The following is a 23,723-nucleotide window of genomic DNA, read 5'->3' on the forward strand; positions in this document are numbered from 1 at the left end:
GGACACCTCCTATTGTAAATGATGTAGATTACCAATATCCTTCACAAGCCATTGTTGACCTTGCCGTTCAATCACTGTCACACTTGTCCCATGAATGTATGGGGCTGCCCACAGCTCACTAATGCTGCGCTGTAAAATAGCATTGATAATGCATTTAATCGTTACAGCGTGGGAGACAATGAGGATCGTTTCATTGTGATGTTGGGCTGCTATTTTTTTTAATGTAAACATCGCTCTTTCTGTTACAGCTCCAAAGCTTTCTGTATGACTCGCCACAAACTGCGCAGGGTAGTTCGTATATAGCTCATAATCAAGCTTATGTGTCGCCAGTATATCGTCGATTGTCTGCCCCTGCCATTTCCCTAAAAAGATCTCCCGTAAATCATCTTCATAGGCAATAGGCAGCTTGCGATTGGCCATCAAAATAGCCATCGTCTCTCTTGCACGACCACTTGAACTACAATAAGCAGCGGTAAAAGGAATCTGTTGCAGTTGCTTGTGAAGTTTTTCAGCCGCTGCTCTACCGTTTTCCGTTAATGGAGAATTCAGCCACCCCTGTAGTCGATGCTCCTGATTCCATTGTGTTTCCCCATGTCTTACTAGATAAAAAGTTGTCACTTTTCTCTCCCCTTATTTAGGTTAAACCACGTTTGTAGACAATTATGTAAAGATGTCATGGCTGCAATGTCTTTTATGCCAATACGGAACCACTCACCCTGCATACCTTGAAAGTTTTTTGTGTGACGCAGCACAACACCCTGTGCAAGACAATAGCTGAAAAAGGCGTCCGCTTGCTGTGTTTTCGGTAAGGAGAAGCATACATAATTCGTCACACTATTCGTTACTTGGCAGCCATTGTCCTGTAAGTAACGATGCAGCCATTCCCTTTGCGCAGCGGCATAGGTAATTGCCTGCTGACAATAGTGCTGCTCGTCTAAACAGCTTGCCCCAATTACAAGCGCAAAGGCATTTAAATTCCAATGCGGTAGCATTTCTTTTAAGGCGCCCACAATTGTAGCATGCGCAACCAAATACCCAAGTCGTAAACCTGGGATCGCATACATTTTAGTCATCGAACGAACGACAATTACATGTGGGTTTTGGGCACTAAACTGAATCAGCGAATGCGCCTCATCTACCCAATCCATAAATGCCTCATCGATAACAAGCTCACAGTTAACGATTGCTCCGTGTGCGATTAAGGCGAGTAAATTTCCCTTATTTGGCAGTACGCCAGTCGGATTATTAGGCGTGCAAAGATAAACAGCATCTGCCGTCATCATTTCCTGCTGTAGCTGCTCTAATGGCAATGTGTAATTAATAAAATCCGTCACGACAATAGGAACAATCGTAGCACCTGCAGCACGCAATGTTCGCTCATATTCTGAAAAAGTTGGATGCACAATGATGACACGCTTATTGGCATAGCGTCTTGCTAGTACACTAAAAAGCTCTGAAGCCCCATTGCCTAGTAAAATCGTATTCTTTTCTACCTGATGAAAAGCTGCGACCTTCGTTAAAAAAGGCTCCCCATCTGGATCTGGATAGCGTTGAATTAGTGGATAAAAAGTACGCCAACGTGCCTCCACAAAGGCTGGTGGTCCTGCCGCATTGACATTTTCGCTGAAATCATATACCACCTCAGGCATCGTTAAGCCTAATTGCTGATAAACATTTTGCGGATTTGCTCCGTGATTAGGTAACCGCATAAATTAACACCTCCACTGCTAACATAACAAGCGCAAACAGTACTGTGGCAATACGCATATGAATAATGGACGTTGCAATATGCTCTTTCGTTAATGGCACTATTTTTTCTCCCATAATTGCTCGATGAGAGACAACGCCCTGATACGTATTTTTTCCCCCTAGCTGTACACCAAGCTGCACTGCAGTCGCTGCCTCTAAATAGCCACTATTTGGACTAGGATGCTTCTTAGCGTCCTGTACCCAACGCTTTAAGCGCTTGCCAAGCGAACGATCTGTTTCATTTTTCGTACCAAGCACGATCAGTAAGCCTGTAATGCGACTTGGAATAAAATTCAGGACATCATCAAGCTTGGCTGAAAACATACCAAAGTCTTTATATTTTTCATTTTTATAGCCCACCATCGAATCCAAGGTATTGACAGCCTTATAGCCCCATAAACCAATTGCCCCAAATAAAAAGGCATAAAAGAGTGGAGCTGTCACACCATCACTTGTATTCTCAGAAACCGTTTCTACCACACCACGCACAATTTCATCCTCACCTAGCTTATCGGTATCACGTCCGACAATCCAAGACAGCTTAACACGTGCTTCGGCAAAATCCCCTTTGACAAGCGGCACATAGACAGCCATCGCCGCTTCCTTCAAGCTCCGCTGTGCCAGTCCGATACCAATCAGCAGACCCTCTACAAGGATGCCAAAAATGATACTCACCTGATAGCTTAGTAATAGAATTAGCGTCACCACAAACATGGTCGTGCCAACAACAGCAAGTGCCATCACTGTCCCACGTAGCTTGCGCCATTTGCCCTTATTCCATAAAGCTGTTTGCGATTGAATCAAGTGTCCAATCCAGCGTACAGGATGAGGAAGCTTCGGAGGGTCCCCTACTACTAAATCAAAAATAAGCCCTATGATGCAGGCAATCACAATAGCAATCATTTAGACCTCTCCTCTTTATCTTTTTTGTATTTCCTAACCGCCTCACACATCGTTTCATAAACACCATAGCCAATGACCTTACCAAGCATAGTGATGGGACCTGCATATTGATGGAAGTCCCCTTCTTCTGTCGAGGCAATAAGCAAGCTATCAGTAGATGTACCTGTAGCTAGCGTGCCTGTCGTAGGATCTGTAACACCCTCATCTACTAAAGCCTTGACCTTGGCTTCCGTAGTTGAAATCATTGCCTGAAAAAGTGCCTCATCAGACAGCTTGCCATTGATCAGCACCCAAGTATTGATAGTGCCTGGATGATACTGCTCCTCTCGATGAAAAGCACGGGTAATATCTACCGCATTGCCAAGTCCTGCGGTAATCATAATGACAAGGTGGATTCCCTCATATGTAAAGTCACGAATAGTCGCAAACTTGGCTTGGACAGCCGTCATCATAGCCACTGTATTGTCATGCGGGAAATGCTGTGCCTGCAAAAACTGCAGCAATTCCTGATGTGGCTGTCGCTCATCATAGGTAATAGGCACCGTTCGATTCATCAGATGCGTATAATGACCAAAGCCTGGGTTATGCATGGCTGAGGATACAACCTTCATGGCTGAAGCTGTTTGAAGGGCAACATAATCGTCAAAAATATGAATGCAATCCTTAGTAAGTATAGGCAATCAATCGCCTCCTCGCGATAAAGTTGTTACGGAACATAAAAAAACAAATTCTTACAAAGAAGAATTTGTACGGTCGATTCTTTATTAAAATTTGAACCTTCTGAACATTTGTACAGAATAACAACTTCATAATACTCAAATTATTTATTTTCTTTGAAATTGTATCATAACTTTGGCGATTGTCACAATTCCATTTTCAAAGTGTTATTGCTGCTTTTGTTTGAGATTCTTAAAGCGGATGACAGAGCCGATGATAATAAAGACCCATCCAATGCCTATGTAGACAATTTTCATTGTTTTTGTCGATGACGGTAAAATATCCATAATCGTTAAACAGACAAAAAGTATTCCAATGACCGAAAAAAGCATACCAATTGTTAAATTCTTCACGAATAACCCTCCCAACTATGTACGCCCTCGATTTTACCGTATTCTCAGCAAAAAGAAAACACTAATCCAAGCAAGAAACACTTGGATTAGTGACGATTGTGTCATTATGCTTTTGCATGGGCAAAAAACTCTTCATATAACGCTTGTAAAATGCGGTTTTCATATTCCTGAAGGACACCAAACACGAGGCTCACTTCAGAAGAACCTTGATTGATCATTTCAATATTTGCGCCAGTTTTTGAAATCGCTGTGGCAGCACGGGCAGCTAATCCTGTGTTATGACGCATCCCTTCGCCCACAATCACGATCATGGAAAAACCGTGACGCATTTCTACATACTCTGCATGTAGCTCTTCTTTCACACGACTAAGAATGCGTGCTTCATTTTCTGGTGTTAGTTGATTCGAACGCATGATGACAGAAATATCGTCTAAACCAGATGGTGTGTGTTCATAAGAAATATTTTCATCTTCTAAAATTTGGAGTAGCTTACGTCCAAAGCCTACCTCACGATTCATCAAATATTTAGAGACATATAAAGTTGAAAAGCCACTGTCTGCCGAAATACCTGTAACTGGACGACCTGTTGCAGGACGGCTTGGTACAATACGTGTACCTGGGGCTGATGGATTATTTGTATTTTTTATGTTAACGGGCACCCCAATCTTGTAGACAGGCATTAACGCTTCATCATGGAACACTGAAAAGCCTGCATATGATAATTCGCGCATTTCGCGATACGTAATTTCTTTAATTTCCACTGGATCGTTGACGACTTTCGGATTCGCGGAGAACACACAATCCACATCCGTAAAGTTTTCATACAGCTCCGCTTCAACGGCTGCTGCTAAAATAGAGCCTGTAATATCAGAGCCACCGCGGTCAAATGTTCGCAATACGCCCGCTTTAGTGTAACCGAAGAACCCTGGGAACACAATAATTTCTTTTGTGTCTTTTAAAGGGGCTAAATTAGCATACGCTTCAGGTAATGCAAAGGTTCTTTCTGGTAAATCATTGACCACTAAACCTTCTTTAGGACTGACATAGCGTGCGGGCATACCAATGGCATTAAAGTAAGCGGCAATAAGCTTGGCGTTATTATCTTCACCTGCTGCTTTAATACTATCGATGAATAATTCCACATTGGTTTTGTCACCTTGTACACGTTCACGTAAATCTTCTGCGATTACGTCACAAATGGCATTATCTAGCCCCAAACCATCAGCAATCGCTCTAAAACGATCCACAACAGTTTGCAATTTTCCCTCTGTATTCTCTTGTAGTAACGCTGCATTTGCTAATTGTATTAATAGGTCAGTTACTTTTATATCGTCACCAGAACGTTTCCCTGGTGCTGAAACGGCAACAATCTTACGCGCCGGATTAGATTTTACAATGTTTGCTACTTTTTGTATTTGTTCTGCACTTGCTACAGATGTTCCACCAAATTTACACACGATCATATCTATCAAATCCTAACTTTTTCAAATTAATTGTATTCCTCCACAAAACAATTGACTGTACACAGTGTACAAATTATCGTTTCCTACGTCAATACAATTTAAAAAATTCACGCAATTTTTCGAGAAATATGGACAATTTTCGTACTGTTTGATTTATTATACGGATTTCACATGAAATAGTTAAGGTTTTTGTGAATTTTTTTTCGTGACGTTCACATAATCGTGAAATTTTCGGTTTTGACTTTCTTCTATATAAATGAAGAAAACGCTTACTCCATTTATGATATGCACAAATATCCACTATGTCTGTGCTATTTTTGTATGTATCAAGGATTCCTTCAGCAGGGATTTCTCTTTTATTTATTTGGTTTATCGCTCGTTATCGAGGATTTATTGCTTAATCGCAGGTATGACCGCGTTTATCTTCACTCGATTTGCCGGTATTCACCCTCGTCCATATAAAAAAAACTAGGCTCACGTCGAGTGATGCCTAGTTTTGATTTTGCTATTGGATTAAATGGCTGTCCAGCCGCCATCGATTACGAGCTCTGCGCCTGTCATAAAGCGGGATTCGTCTGATGCTAAGAACACTACGCCATAAGCTACATCTTCAGGTTCACCGAAGTATGGTAATTGCGTGTAAGCTTGATAGTATGGCAATGCACCGCCCTCTTCCATCGTAGGCGCTGTCATTGGTGTTACAATAATGCCTGGATGAACAGAATTCACACGAATTTTATCTTTACCATATTCAATCGCAGCCGATTTAGAAAGCACACGAAGCGCTCCTTTTGCTGCTGTATAAGGGCTTGTACCAGCCATTCCCACGATTCCACCGATCGAAGAAATATTGATAATTGAACCACCGCCAGCTTTTTGCATTTCAGGAATCACATATTTCATGCCAATGATACAACCATTCAGGTTAATATCCATAATTTTATTCCATTCAGCCATTTCCATGTTGGCAATTGTTTTAGGTGATGAAACGCCCGCATTGTTGACGAGGATATCCACTTTGCCATATGCCTTTACAGCCTCGGCAATCACTGCTTTCCACTCATCCTCAGAAGTAACATTATGTTGAAGACCAAGAATGTCCCCACCATTTTCTTTAATTTCTTTTACTAAATTATTCAAGGGCTCGATTTGTACATCTGTTGCAATAACCTTTGCGCCTTCTTGTGCAAATAGTTTTGCCTCAGAAGCGCCCATTCCCATTGCTGCTCCTGTAATAATTGCTACTTTCCCATTTAAACGACCCATCATAAATCTCCCTTTCTTCTATATAAATGAACAATTCGTGAACACGTTAACAACTAGTTGTATTATCGACACGGTGTCGTTAATATAATTATAACGCGCAATTGAAAAAGGGCAAACAACACCAAAGCCCATAATGATGCTTTCACAACACTTGCAATCGGACTGTTGTTTAAATAGAAAATTTAATACAAGGAGCTTCAAAATGTCGAAAAAAATGGACCCTCGCGTCATCAGAACGCGCCAATTATTAAGAGATGCACTAGTGGCATTAATTGATGAACAAGGCTATGAAAAGATTACGGTACAAGATATTACACAACGGGCTACATTAAACCGTGCCACTTTTTATTTACATTACCGTGATAAATTAGACCTTCTCTATCAAAGCTCAGAAGAAGCCTTGCATGAGCTTGTAAGTAGTATTCACCCACCCTTCGAAGAGAAGAAGGATTTTGATTTATTACCAAATTATGACCAGCCACATGAGACATTTATGCATTTATTTGAACAAATAGCGCTGAATAGTAAACTATACAAGGTCTATCTCACAGAAAAAAATATCCCTTATTTCTCCGATGGCCTTAAAGACATTATTATCAATTTTGTCTCGAGCGGCATTCAAATGATGGAGCCTGACGACCAAAAGCTGACCGTGCCGCGCGAAATGGCCGTCCGTTTTTATGCAGCCGCCTTTCTTGAAGTAATCGTCTGGTGGTTAGAAAATGATATGCCCTATACCCCCAAATTTATGGCGACCCAGTTAATGCGTATTACCATTAAAGGCCCTTATATTGACAACCCTTTTGAAAGATAAAGCAGAACACCAAATTTCAATTAACAACAAAAACAAAAGGTAATCACAACGCATATGTGATTACCTTTCTCTATTTGTCTCGAGTTATACGATTTTCATGTTTAATTCTCTAGTAGGGTTATAGAATTGTAACCATTTCTCCGCTTCACTGACCATCCACGTTCCAAATTCATTTAAAAACAATAACAAAACGTTCGTATCGATTATGGGTGTTATTGCATATTCAAGTGCCCTTCTCATGTCGCTTTCCTTGTCAGGGAAATATTCTGAGAACCGTTTATAGGAGGGGTATAAATCCCTTGTATAGGTGTTTTCCTTCGTTATGACAAGTGCAAGCCCTGCTCTTACTATAATTTTCATAATCCACTTACAACAATCTTTAATATCCTCTCTATCCGAATTATCTTGAAGATCATCACAGGCATTTTTTATTTGCCCCTGCAATTGGATAAGGTGGTCATTCGCTAAAGCCTCGTTCGCTTTATATCTTGGTAATCGAGGTATTAAATCCTCTCCAAACACACATATACTATGGGTTTGGAGGATGAAACTAATGATTGAAAAAGATGTCGTATTTAAAATATCTTCTTTGCCGAATACACTTAGCTCAATCCCATCTACACAATGATGGTTTTGAGTTAACGCTTGCTCTACATCTTTTATCCGCTTTACCTGCTGTTTTTTAGGATTTTGCTTCGTGACCGCTATTGTGTCTAAGTCAGCTACTCCTTCAATACCTATACCCTTTGGAATCGATCCCCTTATATAAATGCTATGTAAGTCATCTTGGAGAAGGGTGCGATAGGTATGAACCACATCGTTGATGACAGCAAGAAAAATAGGGTTGATTTTATTCCAATCTGCATGATTAATTATGTATCCATCACTATCCGTCAGACATAAGCTGCCAATTTCTTTTATAGTCGTCATTGCATCGCTCCTTTTAGGTGACTGATTTACTTAAAAATAGGATAGCATGTCCTATACAAACACACTATCCTACTTTCATGTTGGAAGTCCTTTGAAACTAACAGCATTTACTTTTCTTTAAATTCAAATTCAATTTTTCCTTCTACCAAACGTAGGGCTGCATTAAATTGTTTGCCATTCTTTGATTTAAAGCCTTTCATCATAGCAGTTTTCCCACTCTTACATAAATCATGGATGTTTTTTTCCGTTAGTTTTTTTCCTAATAGCCTTTGTGGGAACGTTTGCTTACAACCATTTTTATAATTCGAACAACCATAAAAGGTTTTACGCAAGCTTATTTTCCCTTCCTTGCATGCTGGACACATGGCAATATCTTTTACCACGGCTGGTTTAAACTGCTCCGCTTCAATTGTCAGTGCCTCTAACTGTTTAGGCACCTCTGCTATTAATTGATGAATAAACTTGCCTATGCTCTCAATAAAATGCTTGGCAGAGCCTTCCCCATGGCCAATTTTATGTAAGTAAATTTCCCATTTGGCCGTCATAGAAGGACTTGACAGTAATGTTCCTTCAATTGCCTGACATAAAAGCTGTCCTTTCGGTGTAATGCTCACGATATTTTTTCGTACTTCAATAAATCCATGCTTCTTAATCGTCTCAATAATGCCACTCCGAGTTGCTTCCGTCCCAATCCCTTCAATCGATTGCAGCACCTCGATTTCCTCTTCATCCTCAACCGATTTACCACAGGTTTTCATCATCGTAATGAGTTGACCTTCTGTATAGGGCTTCGGAGGTGTTGTCGTGCCTTCTACAATAGCAATCTTACTTTGTACCAGCTCATCTTGGAAGACAACAGGTAAAGACTCCTCACGCGCCTGCACCTCTGTCTCATTTGAAAATAATTCTTTCCAGCCTTTGACAAGCTCTGTTTTCCCTACTGTTTTAAACTCTACATTTTTGACATTCGTGATAATCGTTTTTTCATCGTATTCATAATCCTGATGAAACATAGCGAGTGTCGTATTGAGGATTTCAAAATAAATATTTCGTTCATCAGCATTCATGGATTGCAACGCTTTGGCCGTCGGTATTTTTTTCGTTGGAATAATCGCATAGTGCTCTCCAACATTGGCACTGTCGACATAGCGCTTGTTCTTCCCTCTATTGATTGGCTGAAATGCTTTTCCCACGAGCTGCTGATAGTTTCCTAAGGATTCATTTAAATAAGCAAACTCATTATGCGTAATGAGCTGTGAATCGGTACGTGGGTAAGAAACGAGCTTTTTCTCATAAAGTGATTGCGTAAGTTTCAACACATGTGATGGACTGTATTTCCAACGTTTATTGGCAGCCGCTTGTAAAGTTGATAGCGCATGTAGTTTAGGTGGTGCCATCCGCTTCGTTTTGTTCGTGACACTTGTAATGAGACCTGTATCATTCGGTTCAATCCCATGCTGTTGCAATAACTGCACTGCCTCAGCCCGCTCTTTTGTCTTTAGCTTCGCCTTCCCTTTATAAACACCATGTTGAGCTTTAAAAACCCCTTCGATTTCATAAAATTTTTCAGGCTTGAACTGTTCAATTTCCTGCTGTCTTTTATAAATTAAATAGACGGTTGGCGATTGTACTCGTCCGATGGAGATACTGCCCTTGAAGCCCTTTTTCTGCAACAGTAGCGTATAGAGGCGACTACAGTTCATACCTACTAACCAATCGCTAATTTGACGCGTTTTGGCTTCTTGGTACATAAGCAAATCCCGCTCATTACCTTGCATATGATTAAAACCTTTTCGGATTTCCTCTACTTCTAATGAATTGATCCATAATCGTTTAACGGGCTTATTTACTTTTGTCATTTTCAAAAGTGAGTAGAAGATATTTGAACCCTCACGTTCACTATCACAGCAGTTATAAATCATTGTTACTTGGGGATCACTAAAGATTTTTTTGACTGCATTGAATTGTGGATACATTTTAGAGACCACTTTATCTTCAAATTTTTGCGGAATGATCGGTAGTGAAGCAAGCGACCACTTCTCCCATTCCTTTTGATATTCTTTCGGCTCCTTTAATTCAACAAGATGACCAACTGCCCAGGTAATAACTGCACCATGAGGAAAAGTAGCACAAGGTTCCAGTTCAATAAAGGTTTTCTCTTTTTGCTTCACTTTAAAGGCGTCTGCATATGCTCTTGCTTGAGATGGTTTCTCTGCTAATATAGCAATTTTCCCCATTAATCATCACATCTTCTTTACAATATTTTAGTAGCTTTTCTATAAAAACATAAAACTCAACTAATCAGATTAGTTGAGTTGATGGTGAAATACCTTACTACTATTTTACTTTAAACCATATAAAATAGCACTTACTAAAATCTATGTACAAGGAACTCCCTTTACATATATTAAATCTCTAGTCGCAAGCCAATCGATTTTGTATTCTATTTTCCCTTTAGATTCCTTTGTTGAGATTTGTCTACTTATTGCTACAGTAAATATAAGATGTTGCTTTAAAATAAAGTTTGAACAAAAATACCTCCCCACCCCTTATTTTACAAACTAATCATACCTTCATGAATATAGCTAATATTCCGAGCCATTTCACTAGTAATCTCCAAATCAGTTGCAATGACCCAATCAATTTGCCTTCGCTCGTAATAAACTCGTTCAATCTCAAACTTTTCAATAACTCGTTGTTATAGTAACAATCGTTGTCTTTACAACTGGCTCATTTGTTTTAGAGTCTGGAGGATGTTTTAGACCTAATTCATCAGCAATGACAATTGTTTCTTCCAACGGCAATAAAGGAGATTGTTCTGGATTACCAACAATAAAAACAGAATATTCAAAATAAATAAAAGATAAATTTTATTATTTCAATGCAAGATTTTTTCATACAAGGATATTCAACACCCTAAAAAATAGTGATAGTTTCGAACTCTAATTAATCTAAAAGGAACTTTCTTGTTTTCAGGAAAGCGACCGATTGTGGAAGATCATTATTGACTAAAGCCCCTATTAGTTCAAGAATCAATATTAGGAAATTTATTTACTTCAAACAAGAAAAAGCCAGTAAAATCGGAATTCCTTGTCTTCTAATAAATTCTTCTTCCCTACTAAAATGTTCACGCTTTGGTGTACCTTCACGTAAATCTAGAACTGAAAAACCAGCTTGTTAAATGCTATTAAAATAATATTCGATTGTACGATGATAATTCACCACTATTTGGCCAATCCAAGCTCTTTTCTTTCCCACTCACAGAAATAGTCATCGATGATCCAATTATCACGTTTATCCCCTGATTGCTTATTAGCAAATGAACCACGGCTGGCATAGAGTCGTTGTACTCCTGATTGTCTTCCTGATTGATGGCCGCCGACACTCAGCTGTTTGCAAAAAAACAAAGAACCGAACCTTTTTTTGATAAAGAGACAATATAGTGTGTAAGCTTACTTAGGAGGATCCTCTGAATGCAAAATGAATATATGTACCAATTACTCCAAAAAATGAAGGAAGGTGATCAACAGGCGTTTCGTACGATGTATGATGCCACCTATCAGGACGTCTACCGGACAGTCTCCTTTCTGGTGGATCATCAGCAGGATCGGGAAGATGTCATGAATGAGATATATATGCAAATGTGGACCTCACTTGCTAACTATGATACGAACAGACCTTTCCACTTCTGGCTAAACGGCTTGGTAATCCGTCAAGTGCAGAGATTTCGGGTCAAGAGCTGGCGGAGATTCCGAATTTTTGAACGCATCCGTGCCTTTTCTCAGGAAGAGCCTCATTGGGATCAACCTTCTGTGTTGATGGATGGGACGAAGCAAATGATAACACAGGCAATCCAAAAACTGACCGATAAACAACGATCGGTGATTGTCCTCCGCTTTTTTCACGACTATAAACTTGAGGAAATAGCGACATTGCTCGAAATTCCTCTGGGTACAGTCAAGTCCAGGTATCATGCTGGTCTTCAGGTGCTTCGAAAAAACTTAAGTAATCTCCCCCCAGAAAGGATGGAAGAAATCAATGCCAATTGAACGTAAAATCCGTGAATATCTGCACAAAGAGGCAGAAACTATGGAATGCCCTCCAGCCATTTCCAAACGAATAGAACAATCCTATTCTCAATATTTCCAACGAAAAAGGAGCGAAATAAATATGAAAAAACGATTAATTAGTGGATTAGTTGCTACTGCGATTTTGATTCCAACCGCAGCATTTGCGGCCCCTAACCTGATTGAAATGCTTACTAGAACACCAATGACTGTTGAACAAGTCAAGGTGGATGAGGATGGCAAAGCAACACTAGAGAAGCTGTATAACGCATTTCCCGAAACAAAATCATTTGAGATTATCAATGCAAGCAAGGTTCAAGGTGTCCAAACAAGCATCATACTGCAGGAAAAAGGAGGAATTGGCAAAAAGATTTCCCTTCATACAAATGGTATTACAGGTGCGATTGAACACGTGAATCAGGAGAATTGGGAGCCAAAGGAGAAACCACTCACTGCCTTAACCGATCAGGAAATCAGGTCGAAGGTAGATGATCTAATTGATAAAATGTTTGGCAACATCGAAGAGTACGAGTTTGCTATGGAGCAAATGGAGAACCCGGATCAAAAAACGTTTATGTTGAATTACACCAAAAAGGGATCAAAAACACCTTTCTACCAGGTATTTGTTCAAGACAATACAATCAGTGTTTCTCTAATCGGAGGTGAGACTACACCTTTAAACAATAAAGTAGAAGGTTTTTTCTCTACAAATGGTAAGCCTGATTATACTGCTGATTCCTTTTTAAACGATGAAAAACTGTTTTCTTTACTAAAAATTAGCCCAACAGAATTAAAACAAGAATTAGCAAAAGGTAAATCTGTTGTCGAGATTGCAGCATCTAAAAATGTCTCTAAACAACAAGTGATTGATGTGATTGCAAATACACAGGCTGAAGGACAAATTCAAGGTGAAAATAATGATGATGTTCCTAAAAGCAATCGTTCAAGTGAACAAATGTTAAAAGCTGTTGAACCGAAAGTAGTACAAGTTATTGAACATAAAACTGAAACACCATGGTAGAAAAACAAATCCTAGGCGGAAGGGGTTGCAGAATATCGCTTGAGTACATCTCATTCAATGGTTGCTTCTTAAATATGAATTTGAATGGTGGCATGAGGTGCTTTTAATCAAACTTTATGACAAACCTGTACTTAAACAAATTGGCCAATAGTACAACTAGGGTTTAAAAAATAATCAAACTTTTTTATATAAAATTTAATCTGCTACATTAAATAAGAGCATGTTTTGATCAATCTTTTTTCAAAACATGCTCTTTAGATCTACTCTCATATCAAAGTTGATATCCATTCATTTAATCAAACTTTATGACAAACCTACAATTGTATTTTATTCAATTAAATGGCTCTTTAATGAAAACGAGCGCTGATCTTTGCTACAGAATCGCACTCAATTGTTGAATAACTTAGGGAAAAATTATTTCTCTTCCTTGTCGGTCCATAAAACTTTGTATATAAATGCTAGCTCAGCTTCTTCAATACCCTGTGGCAGTTCCCCAGTTGTGCCACCGCCAGAACGCAGTTCGTTTTTAGTAGTACCTAGCCATGCTGTTAAATAAATAGGTTTATTTTTTTCTAAAGTCATTTTTCTATCGATTAGCAAACCAAAAGATGATGTAGTCATGTTATTTGAATAAAACGTTGTAGCAAGCCCAGAAGGTATTCCATTTAAAAGTTTTAAAGAATGATCTTCGTCTCTATTGTCAATAATTCCAAAAGAAATAAGGCTGTCATTATATTTTGTTTCGAGTTCACCCCAAGTCTTTAGTAACTCCTCTTTAAACTTACCGTTTTCAAAAACTTCCACCGAAAATTGTAAATCATCATCTTCTTTCAAAGTGCCATTCAACTTGAAAAATTTAATTTGCTCTACACCTGTTTTACTAATTAATAAGGTTTCCTTTTCACTCATGTTGTAGGACTCAATAGTTAATTTCGAATTTGATGGAGATTTTTCTGTTTCTACTCCTACACATCCTGTTAACAACAATGTAATAACTATAAACAAGTAGTAGCTTTTAAAATAACGCATATTAGCTCCCCCAATTGATGAATGTTTCATTAAATTATTTCTAATTTTATCCATTTTTGCAATACTCATTACTCCAATAATAGCCCTTTAATGAAAATGAGCGTTGATCCTTATTACGGAAAAGCGCCCTATTGTGAAGTAAGCTTCTTCAACTTAATATAAGATTTGAAATCATACACATAGATTTTTTATTAACACTTCTATAATACACTGACAATTTAAATGTTACATAAATTTTATTATTACTGTCATTATTCCTACACTGACCATGTCCTATGTTTTAACTATCAAGTTCAATCATGAGAGTATCTGTAAAATCCTTTGGTTGTATAGAAGAAAAAGCTATTCTTTGTGTAGTCAGTTGTCCCAGTTCATCTGGCTTTTCAATTTTTCTAATACCTGTATTTGCTTGTATTGGAAGTTTACTTTGGTTGTATACTGAAAAATATTTTCAGGAGTAGCAAAAACCAAAATATGCAAAGGCATATCATTTAAATTATGATAACCATATACATAATTTGTCCATCCAAAAACAAGGCTATTTTTATTAACAACTATTTGTTCTTTAAATGAAATATCATAAGTCAATTCTCCTTCTAAAATTAGAGCATGATCTTCTCCATAAGGATGGAAATAGAACTCTATGATTCTTCAAAAACTTTCACAAATTACTTTGAATTTAATATCTGATTTATTAAAATTTTAAATCCATACCCTATCACCTCATTATTATTCAATTAATCACCCTAATTATTAACATAAATACCATTTATTTAAGAAAAAGGGTTGTTCAATAAAATTGCCCTTACTTGAAAAAAGACACATTCCTTATTAAAGAAATGCGCTCAATTGTAGAAGATTGTGATTCAACTTTAAGCCCTCGTTACTTCAATATGACAAATTACTAAATGTCAGTTGATAGTTTTGAGCATATTTATTCCCGCTATTTCAAATCCGAGTTCCTCATATAGTTTTCTAGCCCCTTTATTACTTCCAAAAACATGAAGTTTAAAGTAATAAATCCCTTTCCGTTCTAACCACTCCTCAACATTTTTCATCACTCTAGTCCCGAAACCTTTACCTCTGTATTCTTCAAAAATAAAAATTTCATAAAGAAATGCGCTTTTCTTTTCCTGTTCAACCTTTATCCAAACAAATCCAATTAACGAATCACCTTCATATATATTATATAAATGATGATTAGAGGTTTCTATTCCTTGAGGAAGTAGATTGTATAACTGTTTACGTGCTTTTGAAAGAGGATCTTCGCTACTTACCTCATGTACATTTTCTGATTGAACTTTGCTATATCTCTCTACCTTATCTTCGAAATAAATTGTAAATTCGTTTTCTGACATTTTCTTTAATACAATATCCATTTTAATCTCCTATTTTAAATGACTTGTAAAAAAATTGATGAACTTAACTGTTCAGTAAAATTAAACGAACATTCTACAAATATATCTATATGTTAACACTCATACTAATTTATTTGTGGTGTATTACTCAACAATCTGCCCCGATTGTTGAATATCTAATTGTTGATTTACTCCATCAATTTTCATCATTAATTTCGATTTAATCCGCCCTCGCTTGTTCTAAATAACTTTGTTCTTTTGCCTTTATCCAAACTGAAACATTTTATCCCACTTTTAAAAATGTAACAACATCTGTTGAAAACCAAATCACACCTGGTTTCCCATCTGGTGATTTTTTCGTTGTGCTTTCCCCAAAAGATCTTCCATTTTCGATTTCAACAATTTCTCCTGTAATTGTAGGTAGAACATCATTATCAAATCCGACATTTTCAGTAGAGAAACGTAGTAACTATAAAGCTCAGAAATATGTATAAATTTAAAAAATTTATAGTTTATAAAAAGCTATTATCATTTTTATAGATATAAAGAAGTTGATATTAGAGAATTTGTGAGATTCGTAAAATACTACTTTGATTTAAAAGATGATACCCTATTTGAAGATTGGTTAATACTAGAAAAATAAAAACTAATAGTCAAAAGAGACGTAAAAAAGCACCCTTTAAGGCTGCTTTGAACCCTTTTTTGTCATTCCTATTTCTCTTCATTTTTACTTTAAACCATATAAAATAGCACTTACTAAAATCTTTGACCACTTTTATAGCTAATTATAAAGAATCAAAAATTTTCTTTACCCATTCAAGATACGCTTGCATATAGTATTCCTGCTTAAAGCCATGATTCTGGTCCTCTGCTACTATCACAGTCACATCCGCGTCTGCGTTTCGTGCAGATTGGATATATTCCTGTGGACCTTTTACCCCGATTGCTAAATCCTTTGTCCCATAAGCTATAAACTGAGGTATATGAGCTGTTCTGAAATGCGTAGATAAATCTGTCTGCTGCAAGAGCTCTTCACGTTTTTCTGGATTTCTGACAGCTTCATCATTAAAAGAAGCAAAGAGCATGGGCACATTATAGCGATACGTCAATGCAGGGTAAATCATAGCAGCGGATGCCACTTGATCATCAACAGCATCAATGGCATCAGGCTGATAACTAGCAGGAAACAGTTTTTCTCCCTGAATAAGGTTAATAAAGCTACCCGTTTGATAGCCTCCAGCACTAAAACCTATTAAACCAATTCGATCTGGATGGAGACCATAATCATTGGCATGGTAACGTAGATAACGGACCGCACGCTGAACATCTAGCTGTGGAATAGGCCACTCATAGGGATTGGAACGATAGTGGAGAACGAATGCATTAATACCTGCTTTATTTAATGATGCAGCTACTTCCTTTCCTTCTGCTGTTCCTCCATCCATTTCCTTAAAGCCATAACCACCACCTGGCATAATAATGACGGCACTGTCACTGTTCGCTACCGTATAAGGAATCAGATAGGGCTCATCTTCATAGGTTGATTTTTCATAGCCCCCTTCAATTTCATGGATATAGGTAAAGGTATCAATGACCGCTTCATTGTCTTTATAGTCTTCTCCCACAATGCCAGTGGAAAATTTGAATGTCGCCAAAAGTCTGTTAGGATTGCCCTTAATATTCATATCGTCTAGCTTACTTTCTGAATGATTACCTGCCACTTCTTCTCCCCAAATCTCCACCTTGTCTTCAATATCCGCAACTGGCTTGCCTGGTTTATTTCCTAAGGGATTAATCACAAGAATAGCGTATCCAATCCCCATAAACAAGGTCAGTATAACTAGAAGGATTCCTGCTATCTTGGCTATCTTCTTCGCTACCCTCATCATCATAACCTCCATTAAATTTACTTATGTATCGTTTACTATTTATTATCTCGGGTAAAGGATTATTAACCTTTAGCTCATTCTTTAGCAAATAATGATTGAAGATCTTGTATAGCATCAATACAAGGTTATATTCTTCCATTTTCTAAAGGATTAAAGCGACCCTTTAGAGGAAGCATGATGCATTCCTTACTAAAGAAATGTCTGAAGACCACAAATTTTTTAAAAACTGCATACGTACCTTGTAATGACGTAAACTATAAAAACACAACCATAATTTTTTCGGAGTATGAGGTAGGTATTGTAAAAAAGAAGGAGGGATACGATGTTTGATGAAGCTGCATATTTTATTTTTAGAGCACTGTTAATTTTAACGGTTTTGGTTGTTGTGGTTGGAATCCCACTTGGTGAAACCCTGATTAGAAAAAAATAAAACTGCATCTAAATGGATGCAGTTTTTGATTTTTATCCTACTTTGTGTCGGTAATAGATTTTGGGATTGTTGAAATAATGAACTATATAGAAGTCTTAGAATGGATTTTCACCTTTTATAAAAGGAATAAAAACTACATAAATTGAACCAATAAAAATGAGCCAAAAGAGTACGGATGTACGTCGCTGTTTAAAGATATTACTTTCCTGAAAAATAAAAATACCGACAATCAACGAGTATAAGACGAATAAAATATACGATAATCCAAACCAGTTTACCCATACGTCACCTGTAAATTGAATTCCAAAATTCTCGTATATAGGTCTTAAAATATAAGTTGTGAAAAGTAAACCAATCGATAGAATTACAATGATTTCGAGTAAACTAAGTACAACTTTCTTCCATTCATCCAAATAAATTACCTCATTTCTTCTGACAACATGAAAATATAAACCTGCGTAATGGTACAAACAAAGTTGCAATGTTGTTTAAGTAGAAAAAGGCTCTACTCCTTATTAAAGTAAGTCCGTTAAAACAATAGTAAAACACTATCATCCACCTTAAGGAACTGTATTACTCATAACCGTCACAAAGCCGTTCAACGAGGCTGTATCAATTAATTGAAGTATTCCCAGTCTTGCGGTATCACTGTAGACATACCAATGATTTGCAGTAGTATCATGCACCAAAACTCCGCCCAAGTCCCCCGTGGAAAAATAAATATCAAACCGTTTGATACTGTTCGAGTCTTGGTCTAAAAAATCAAATTGCGCATTTTTATCATAGTCTCCTACTGGAATGGGATGAGAATCCCATGGATTATAAGTAGGTGCTTCAATTTTACTTCCATTATTTTTTATAAAAGTATTATAAATAGCTTCGTTATAACCATTCCCATTGATTTGCTGTACGACTCCGCCTAATGTCATATGATATTCGTATTGCAATGCTTTTACTTTTATACCATCAATAAAGAGAGGCTGTGTCTCAGCCGTTACTGTACCGTTTTTGTAAGTGATATTGCTGCCAAATGTTTCGGCAAGAAAACGCATCGGAACAAAAGTACGATTATTCTTCATATATGGCTTTACATCAAGCGTTTCTGTTTTACCGTTTTTCACCACTTGATTACGATTAAGTTTTAGTGTTACCTGTATATCGTTTTTAGTAAGGGTGATTTGGGCATCCGTCCATACAACATTTACCCCTAAATTTTCACTAATTACACGTAAAGGAACCATTGTCCGATTACTTTTAACTTCTGGATTTACATCAGATGCAATTGTAACACCGTCAACTTTTATTTGAAAATCGGCTGCATATGCCGGTGACGAAGTCATGATTAGAATCAACCCAAGAAAAATTCCTGAGAACACTTTTTTCAACTTTGAACACTCCTTTTCTTAAAAGTCACTATTCTCCCCAAAAATACATTCCACTAAATATTTTACCATAAAAATCCACCTATATCGTTAAACTATTCTGCTCTTTATTCAATCTACACGACCCATTAAAAGAAGACGCGTTTCGAAATAAACGCGTCCGATTGTTAGATAAGGATACTGATGAAAATTATCAACTAGAATTGATATCCTTTCTAAAAAGCTAATAAATTCCCCTGCTAAAGGCTGGCTGCCAAATTCCTTGGGCATTTTTCTCCATACCTAGCTCTCTTGGTCCATCAAGTGAGATAAATTTTATAACTCCTGTTGTATCTGTTTGTTGCTCAAATTCCGCATGTTCTAGCCCAGCAAAGAGGTTTGCGATAATAAGGCGATTTATTTCCTTTGTAAACAACGCCTGTCGTACGATTTTCGATTTCTCATAATATCTTCGAACACTTTCAGTTTCATCGTTCCTATTTGTTGTGAACAATGCTTCATATGTTTTAAAATCTTTTTCAATATCACTCATTAAAAACATTTTAGTAATCGCTTGGGGTGTCATATTTTTTAACTTTTCAATATTATAATCCGTTTTAAAGGCATTAAAAACTTGCTGCTCCTCTTCAGTCAATTCAAATGTTAGCTCAAAATTTTGGAAGCCTACGACCTTACCGACTAATTGCCCCTCACTAATTTTCATAATCGTATGACCTTCGTCACTGTCATAAACAACCATTTCTTTTTCTTTCGCAGAAATCGATTTGTCATTGAATGGCGCTGGTCTTGTTCCAAAATTATGAAAAAAGTAAGGATTTTTCATTGGGTCATTGATATCCTCTTTTTTTATTTGCTCATTTAATCCATGAACTTTTAATGGGGTATTCTCTACTAAAATTTGCCCTTGCTTCATTGTTACATGATCATTCCCTAATCCTAATACAGTTGAAACGACAAGCCCATCCGTTCCATAAAAAGCAACATAATCTCCATACGTAATGGGGGCTTCCTTATCGATAATCATTGGCAAAAAATGCAGCATCCATTGTTTCCCAAGTAGATGGGCATAGTTCGGCTCAATGATGTCTAGAGAGGAAACATCATCGACAATTGGTAATAGCTCATTTTGCTGACTTGCGTTTTGTAGGTTATTCTTTTGAGAAAATTCAACGAATAGCATGAACCCAATCATGAAAAAAGCTGCAATAGATACGGAGACAACCTGCCAGTTCAACTTTCTTTTCATGGGTTTCTTTTGCAATATACGTTGCTTGATGTCATTTGTAAATGGGGCATCATGTCGCAATTCTTCTTTTAGCTTGTCTTTAAATTCCTTCATAAAATATTGCCTCCAGTTCCGGATTTGTTTTCAACAATTCTCTCGCTCGACGAATCCTTGTACGAACGGTGTTTTGTGAGACATTTAATAAACTAGCAATCTCAGAAACATCAAATTCTTCATAATAAAACAGTACAATGACTTCCCTATAATGAAGTGGTAAGGCAAAGACAATTTGCTTTAAAGTTGCAAAATCTTCAGTTGCTATATATGTTTGCTCTACAGAGGGTTCAGTTCTACCTAGTGGTAAAAGCTTTGAAATAAATGATTTTCTCTTTTGTTTACGTAGTTCATCGTGACAGCAATTAATAGCGATACGGGTTAAATACGTTTTCAATGAAGCATCTTTTCTAAAATCGTCTTTATGTAATAAGTACTTCATGAGTACGTCCTGTGTAATCTCCTCTGCAAGCTGAAAATCCTTCATATATAAATAGCTAAGATGATACAAATATTCACCATATTGTTCTACGATTTGTTCCAACAACAACTCACCTCGTTTCAATCCTACTACTTAGACGCTCGTTTTCTAAAAAATTGTTCAATCTCCTGGAAATATTTTAGAGTAGCCTTTTTATCAAGATTGCAGTAGTATGCAATGCACTTCTAGATGATGCCACAGTACCTATGTATTAGATGGGCTTACTGATAATTGCCCTTTTCATGAAGAAAGACGCTTCCTATTATTTCAGAAAAGCGTCCGAGAAGATCGTTATTCAACTTTACCTATAGTTCGTTCAAGAAGGACTGTTCTTTTTCCGATTTGTTAAATAAATCTATTCTTTCTTTTATACTTTCGTTCTTACTAGTATCCCACCAATCAACGACCACATAAATCTCATGTATATCTTTCAGTGTAATAAAGTCACCATTTTTATTGATGTATGGCCCTGCAATAGCACCAGTTGTATATTCTGCTATATTCGTCTCACCAGTAACTGAATCAGTATGAACGACTGAATCATCATTCTCGATAACCACATGCGTTTCAAAGTGGAAGAAATCTGTCTTATACGTATTGATGTTTTTCATTTTTAAGGTCCCAAATCCTGCTTTAAAGTCTTCTGGTGTTATAACAATTTCATACCCAGTTAGATTCCAGCTTTCACTTTCACCCATCAATAATAAATAATAAGTGTTACCACTTTTTTGAGCATTGCAGCCAGATAGTACAAAGAACGACAACATCAAATAAATGCAAGGCACTAAACCTTTTATATATTTCTTCATTCAATCTCCCTTATAACATTCCTTCTATAAAATAAATATCTAATTCCCAAAAAGAATGCTATTCAACTCTTTAAAGAAAAAGACACGTTCCTATATTAACGCGCCCTTTTCTGGACTAAAAAATGAGTTACTAACTATTCATAAACTTTTGTAGGTAACTTGAACGATTTGTTGTTCACCATTCTTCTCAAAAATCTTATAATTTTCCATCCCGATTTTTTCCGCAACTTTTTGGGACGGGATATTTTTTAAGGTCGTGTATGAAAATATTTCAGAATTGCCCAGAACATTCCATGCATATTCCTTACAAGCAGATGCCGCTTCTGTCGCATACCCCTTATTCCAATACGCTTTAATAATGTGAAAACCGATTTCAGGTAACCATACACCGTCAATGTTCTGCATGGTTATTCCACAATCACCGATAAATAGATCTCCTTCTTTTAAAACAACTGCCCATAGTCCGTGATTATATTGCTTATAATTTTTCTCATTCCATCTGATCCAATTTTTAACCTCTTCTTGATTAAAGGGATGAGGGTAATATTGCATAGATTCAGGGTCGGAAAGCACTTTTGATAATTCATGATGATCGTCCATTTTTAACGCTCTAAGGCATAATTGTTCCGTCTCGATTATTTTCAAAATGCCCACCCTTTGCTTTTAATATATTTTGCTACAATATTTCATTTAGAAATGTGCAGTACCTGTTTTTACTCATTTGAAGCCAAAAAGTTACCCAAAGTAATGATGGACACACCAAACAACAAGAAACAGACTTACGATCCCCCAAGCAGTGGTACTCCATATCCACCAAACTACAGATCTTGCTTTTGATGAATTTCCCTCTTCTTCCAGATTCAATTTTATAAAAGCGACCTTACTTTCCATATCTTTTTTCATAGAAGCGAGCACAACAAATCCAATTATTATGAAACCAATAGTTACCCAAAGTAGTAGGTCCACCTTTACACTCCCTTTATATAATTGAATTTCACCGCAATTTATTATAATAATTAGATTCTACAAAGATAACAATATACCTTGTGTTAATTCAAGTGCGTTTAAGTATATCATGTATTAAAATGCTGAAACTTAAAGTGCCAGAAGCTTTGTTTGGAAACTTTACTTAAAAGAATGTTATTCAACAATTGGACCCAATGTTAAGATAAACACGCAAATGTAAGATGTATTGCTTTACTCAACAATATGACCCTTAAATGAAAAGGAGCAAAATAGATGGTCCTATCCCTCACTTTGCCTACTCTATCCATCACTTTTCACGTTGTATCCGCTACTTTTCATGTTTTAACCGCCTTTTTAGAACCTATCCCTCACTTTGCCTGCTCTATCCATCACTTTTCACGTTGTATCCGCTACTTTTCATGTTTTAACCACTACTTCAGAGCCTATCCCTCACTTTGCCTGCTCTATCCATCACTTTTCACGTTGTATCCGCTACTTTTCATGTTTTAACCGCTACTTTAGAGCCTATTCCTCACTTTGCCTGCTCTGCCATTTGAGTGGTTGAACTAGAGTCATAAAATAAACCGACCCAATGAATCCGCCAAGTGCCATTAATTGCATGTGACGCGTACTTAATTCCCGCTTTAGTTGTGAATCTTGATGATTATCTTTCATAATGCTTACTCCTCATACGTTTAGATTTTCAAATACTTGTTCAAAAAAGGAATAAAAAAAACGCCCTTTTGGATTAACCAAAAGGACGATTCAACTCGTGTTACCACCTTTAATTTATAAGCAATTCACATTACTTACCTTA

At 37.1% G+C, this 23,723-nt stretch carries 24 protein-coding genes; 3 read left to right on the forward strand and 21 right to left on the reverse strand.

From position 1 onward, the window contains the following. Positions 1–9 precede the first annotated feature (9 nt). The 7 genes from NY607_RS01185 to NY607_RS01215 form a co-directional block, all read right to left on the reverse strand. On the reverse strand, positions 10–618 hold the full coding sequence (locus tag NY607_RS01185) for a histidine phosphatase family protein (RefSeq protein WP_259418968.1): 609 nt from the start codon (positions 616–618) through the stop codon (positions 10–12). Beyond that, the gene (locus tag NY607_RS01190) at positions 615–1,709 is read right to left on the reverse strand and encodes a pyridoxal phosphate-dependent aminotransferase (protein ID WP_259418969.1); all 1,095 of its coding nucleotides are present in this window, start codon (positions 1,707–1,709) and stop codon (positions 615–617) included. The genes NY607_RS01185 and NY607_RS01190 overlap by 4 nt, the downstream gene beginning before the upstream one ends. Then, positions 1,696–2,652 carry an adenosylcobinamide-phosphate synthase CbiB gene (gene cbiB, locus NY607_RS01195; RefSeq protein WP_237900506.1) on the reverse strand — a complete coding sequence of 319 codons (957 nt, stop codon included), beginning with the start codon at positions 2,650–2,652 and terminating at the stop codon, positions 1,696–1,698. The genes NY607_RS01190 and cbiB overlap by 14 nt, the downstream gene beginning before the upstream one ends. Continuing rightward, on the reverse strand, positions 2,649–3,332 hold the full coding sequence (locus NY607_RS01200; protein ID WP_131519920.1) for an adenosylcobinamide amidohydrolase: 684 nt from the start codon (positions 3,330–3,332) through the stop codon (positions 2,649–2,651). Before NY607_RS01200 ends, cbiB begins: the two co-directional genes overlap by 4 nt. Before the next feature lie 204 nt (positions 3,333–3,536). Then, entirely contained in the window at positions 3,537–3,722 is a 186-nt protein-coding gene (locus tag NY607_RS01205) for a hypothetical protein (RefSeq protein ID WP_131519919.1), read from the reverse strand. 104 nt (positions 3,723–3,826) lie between these two features. After that, entirely contained in the window at positions 3,827–5,185 is a 1,359-nt protein-coding gene (locus NY607_RS01210; RefSeq protein ID WP_259418970.1) for an aspartate kinase, read from the reverse strand. Between the two features lie 513 nt (positions 5,186–5,698). After that, positions 5,699–6,451, reverse strand: coding sequence for a glucose 1-dehydrogenase (locus tag NY607_RS01215; protein ID WP_237900502.1), 753 nt, complete (start codon positions 6,449–6,451; stop codon positions 5,699–5,701). A 202-nt stretch (positions 6,452–6,653) separates the two neighbouring features. Here NY607_RS01215 and NY607_RS01220 point away from each other — a divergent pair, with 202 nt between their 5' ends. Further along, positions 6,654–7,265, forward strand: coding sequence for a TetR/AcrR family transcriptional regulator (locus tag NY607_RS01220; RefSeq protein WP_009371039.1), 612 nt, complete (start codon positions 6,654–6,656; stop codon positions 7,263–7,265). An 84-nt stretch (positions 7,266–7,349) separates the two neighbouring features. Here NY607_RS01220 and NY607_RS01225 read toward each other — a convergent pair whose 3' ends face one another. Further along, a complete protein-coding gene (locus NY607_RS01225; protein ID WP_259418971.1) occupies positions 7,350–8,195 on the reverse strand; it encodes a nucleotidyltransferase in 846 nt (281 codons plus the stop codon). A 107-nt stretch (positions 8,196–8,302) separates the two neighbouring features. Further along, entirely contained in the window at positions 8,303–10,432 is a 2,130-nt protein-coding gene (locus tag NY607_RS01230) for a type IA DNA topoisomerase (protein ID WP_259418972.1), read from the reverse strand. Positions 10,433–11,668: 1,236 nt separating this feature from the next. Between NY607_RS01230 and NY607_RS01235 the strand changes: the two genes are divergently transcribed. After that, the gene (locus tag NY607_RS01235) at positions 11,669–12,244 is read left to right on the forward strand and encodes a sigma-70 family RNA polymerase sigma factor (protein ID WP_103117924.1); all 576 of its coding nucleotides are present in this window, start codon (positions 11,669–11,671) and stop codon (positions 12,242–12,244) included. After that, entirely contained in the window at positions 12,234–13,283 is a 1,050-nt protein-coding gene (locus NY607_RS01240; RefSeq protein WP_259418973.1) for a hypothetical protein, read from the forward strand. Before NY607_RS01235 ends, NY607_RS01240 begins: the two co-directional genes overlap by 11 nt. A gap of 414 nt (positions 13,284–13,697) precedes the next feature. Here NY607_RS01240 and NY607_RS01245 read toward each other — a convergent pair whose 3' ends face one another. The 12 genes from NY607_RS01245 to NY607_RS01300 all read right to left on the reverse strand — a co-directional run bounded on the left by NY607_RS01245 (position 13,698) and on the right by NY607_RS01300 (position 23,581). Then, on the reverse strand, positions 13,698–14,366 hold the full coding sequence (locus NY607_RS01245) for a hypothetical protein (RefSeq protein WP_259418974.1): 669 nt from the start codon (positions 14,364–14,366) through the stop codon (positions 13,698–13,700). A 303-nt stretch (positions 14,367–14,669) separates the two neighbouring features. Continuing rightward, entirely contained in the window at positions 14,670–14,900 is a 231-nt protein-coding gene (locus tag NY607_RS01250) for a hypothetical protein (RefSeq protein WP_259418975.1), read from the reverse strand. 323 nt (positions 14,901–15,223) lie between these two features. Further along, entirely contained in the window at positions 15,224–15,691 is a 468-nt protein-coding gene (locus NY607_RS01255) for a GNAT family N-acetyltransferase (RefSeq protein ID WP_259418976.1), read from the reverse strand. A gap of 764 nt (positions 15,692–16,455) precedes the next feature. Next, on the reverse strand, positions 16,456–17,556 hold the full coding sequence (locus tag NY607_RS01260) for an alpha/beta hydrolase (protein ID WP_259418977.1): 1,101 nt from the start codon (positions 17,554–17,556) through the stop codon (positions 16,456–16,458). A 528-nt stretch (positions 17,557–18,084) separates the two neighbouring features. After that, positions 18,085–18,402 carry a hypothetical protein gene (locus NY607_RS01265; protein ID WP_237900487.1) on the reverse strand — a complete coding sequence of 106 codons (318 nt, stop codon included), beginning with the start codon at positions 18,400–18,402 and terminating at the stop codon, positions 18,085–18,087. Positions 18,403–18,549: 147 nt separating this feature from the next. Beyond that, positions 18,550–19,374, reverse strand: coding sequence for a copper amine oxidase N-terminal domain-containing protein (locus NY607_RS01270; RefSeq protein WP_259418978.1), 825 nt, complete (start codon positions 19,372–19,374; stop codon positions 18,550–18,552). A 220-nt stretch (positions 19,375–19,594) separates the two neighbouring features. Beyond that, positions 19,595–20,710 carry a hypothetical protein gene (locus NY607_RS01275; RefSeq protein WP_237900483.1) on the reverse strand — a complete coding sequence of 372 codons (1,116 nt, stop codon included), beginning with the start codon at positions 20,708–20,710 and terminating at the stop codon, positions 19,595–19,597. Next, positions 20,697–21,194, reverse strand: a complete 498-nt coding sequence (locus NY607_RS01280; protein WP_016994968.1) for an RNA polymerase sigma factor — start codon at positions 21,192–21,194, stop codon at positions 20,697–20,699. Before NY607_RS01280 ends, NY607_RS01275 begins: the two co-directional genes overlap by 14 nt. Before the next feature lie 242 nt (positions 21,195–21,436). Continuing rightward, positions 21,437–21,940, reverse strand: coding sequence for a hypothetical protein (locus NY607_RS01285; RefSeq protein ID WP_259418979.1), 504 nt, complete (start codon positions 21,938–21,940; stop codon positions 21,437–21,439). Positions 21,941–22,078: 138 nt separating this feature from the next. Next, entirely contained in the window at positions 22,079–22,585 is a 507-nt protein-coding gene (locus tag NY607_RS01290) for a GNAT family N-acetyltransferase (RefSeq protein WP_396631587.1), read from the reverse strand. Between the two features lie 90 nt (positions 22,586–22,675). Further along, positions 22,676–22,906: a hypothetical protein gene (locus NY607_RS01295; RefSeq protein ID WP_259418981.1), complete on the reverse strand. Its 231-nt coding sequence runs from the start codon at positions 22,904–22,906 to the stop codon at positions 22,676–22,678. Positions 22,907–23,431: 525 nt separating this feature from the next. Then, positions 23,432–23,581 carry a hypothetical protein gene (locus tag NY607_RS01300; RefSeq protein WP_237900476.1) on the reverse strand — a complete coding sequence of 50 codons (150 nt, stop codon included), beginning with the start codon at positions 23,579–23,581 and terminating at the stop codon, positions 23,432–23,434. Positions 23,582–23,723: the final 142 nt, after the last annotated feature.

It is taken from the genome of Lysinibacillus sp. A4, assembly GCF_024919535.1.
Taxonomy (GTDB): domain Bacteria; phylum Bacillota; class Bacilli; order Bacillales_A; family Planococcaceae; genus Lysinibacillus; species Lysinibacillus capsici.